The organism is Rubrivivax gelatinosus (assembly GCF_016583785.1).
Taxonomy (GTDB): Bacteria; Pseudomonadota; Gammaproteobacteria; order Burkholderiales; family Burkholderiaceae_C; genus Rubrivivax; species Rubrivivax gelatinosus_B.
This window is the reverse complement of sequence record NZ_NRRU01000233.1, coordinates 1-696: the sequence shown is the minus strand read 5'-3', so window position 1 is coordinate 696 and position 696 is coordinate 1. Positions and strand designations below refer to the sequence as shown.

At 66.1% G+C, this 696-nt stretch carries 1 protein-coding gene; it reads right to left on the bottom strand.

Features of this window, described 5'->3' with window-relative positions; all coding sequences use genetic code 11:
- A partial coding sequence (locus CKO43_RS25560; protein WP_276570324.1) for a pyruvate formate lyase family protein occupies positions 1-696 on the bottom strand: 696 nt, incomplete at both ends.

Sequence of the window (696 nt, the reverse complement as noted above, 5' to 3'; positions counted from 1 at the left end):
CTCGTCGATCAGGCCGGCTTCGATGTCGCGCTGGATGTAGATGTCCAGGAAGGTCGAGACCCGGCCCAGCGACATCGCGGCACCGTTCTGTTCCTTCACCGCGGCCAGGTAGGCGAAGTAGGTCCACTGCACCGCTTCGCGCGCGTTCTGCGCCGGGCGGCTGAGGTCGAAGCCGTACTTGGCAGCCATGACCCTGAGTTCGTCGAGTGCGCGGCCCTGTTCCGACAGTTCCTCGCGCAGGCGCAGCACGTCTTCGCTGAATTCGCGGTTGTCCAGCGCCTTGTATTCCTGCTGCTTGAACTTGCGCAGCGCGTCGACGCCGTACAGCGCCACGCGGCGGTAGTCGCCGATGATGCGGCCGCGGCCATAGGCGTCGGGCAGGCCGGTCAGGATCGCGGCCTTGCGCGCCTTGGCGATCTCGGACGAGTAGACGTCGAACACGCCCTGGTTGTGGCTCTTGCGGTACTTGGTCCAGACCTCGTCGACCACCGGGTCGCTCTCGAAGCCGTAGGCCTTGAGGCCGGACTGCACCATGCGCAAGCCGCCGTTGGGCATGATCGCGCGCTTGAGCGGGGCGTCGGTCTGCAGGCCGACGATGAGTTCACGCTCGGCGTCGATGTAGCCGGCGTCGTGGGCGACGATGGTCGACGGACGGTCGGTCGAGACGTCGAGCACGCCCTTTTGTTGTTCCTGCTT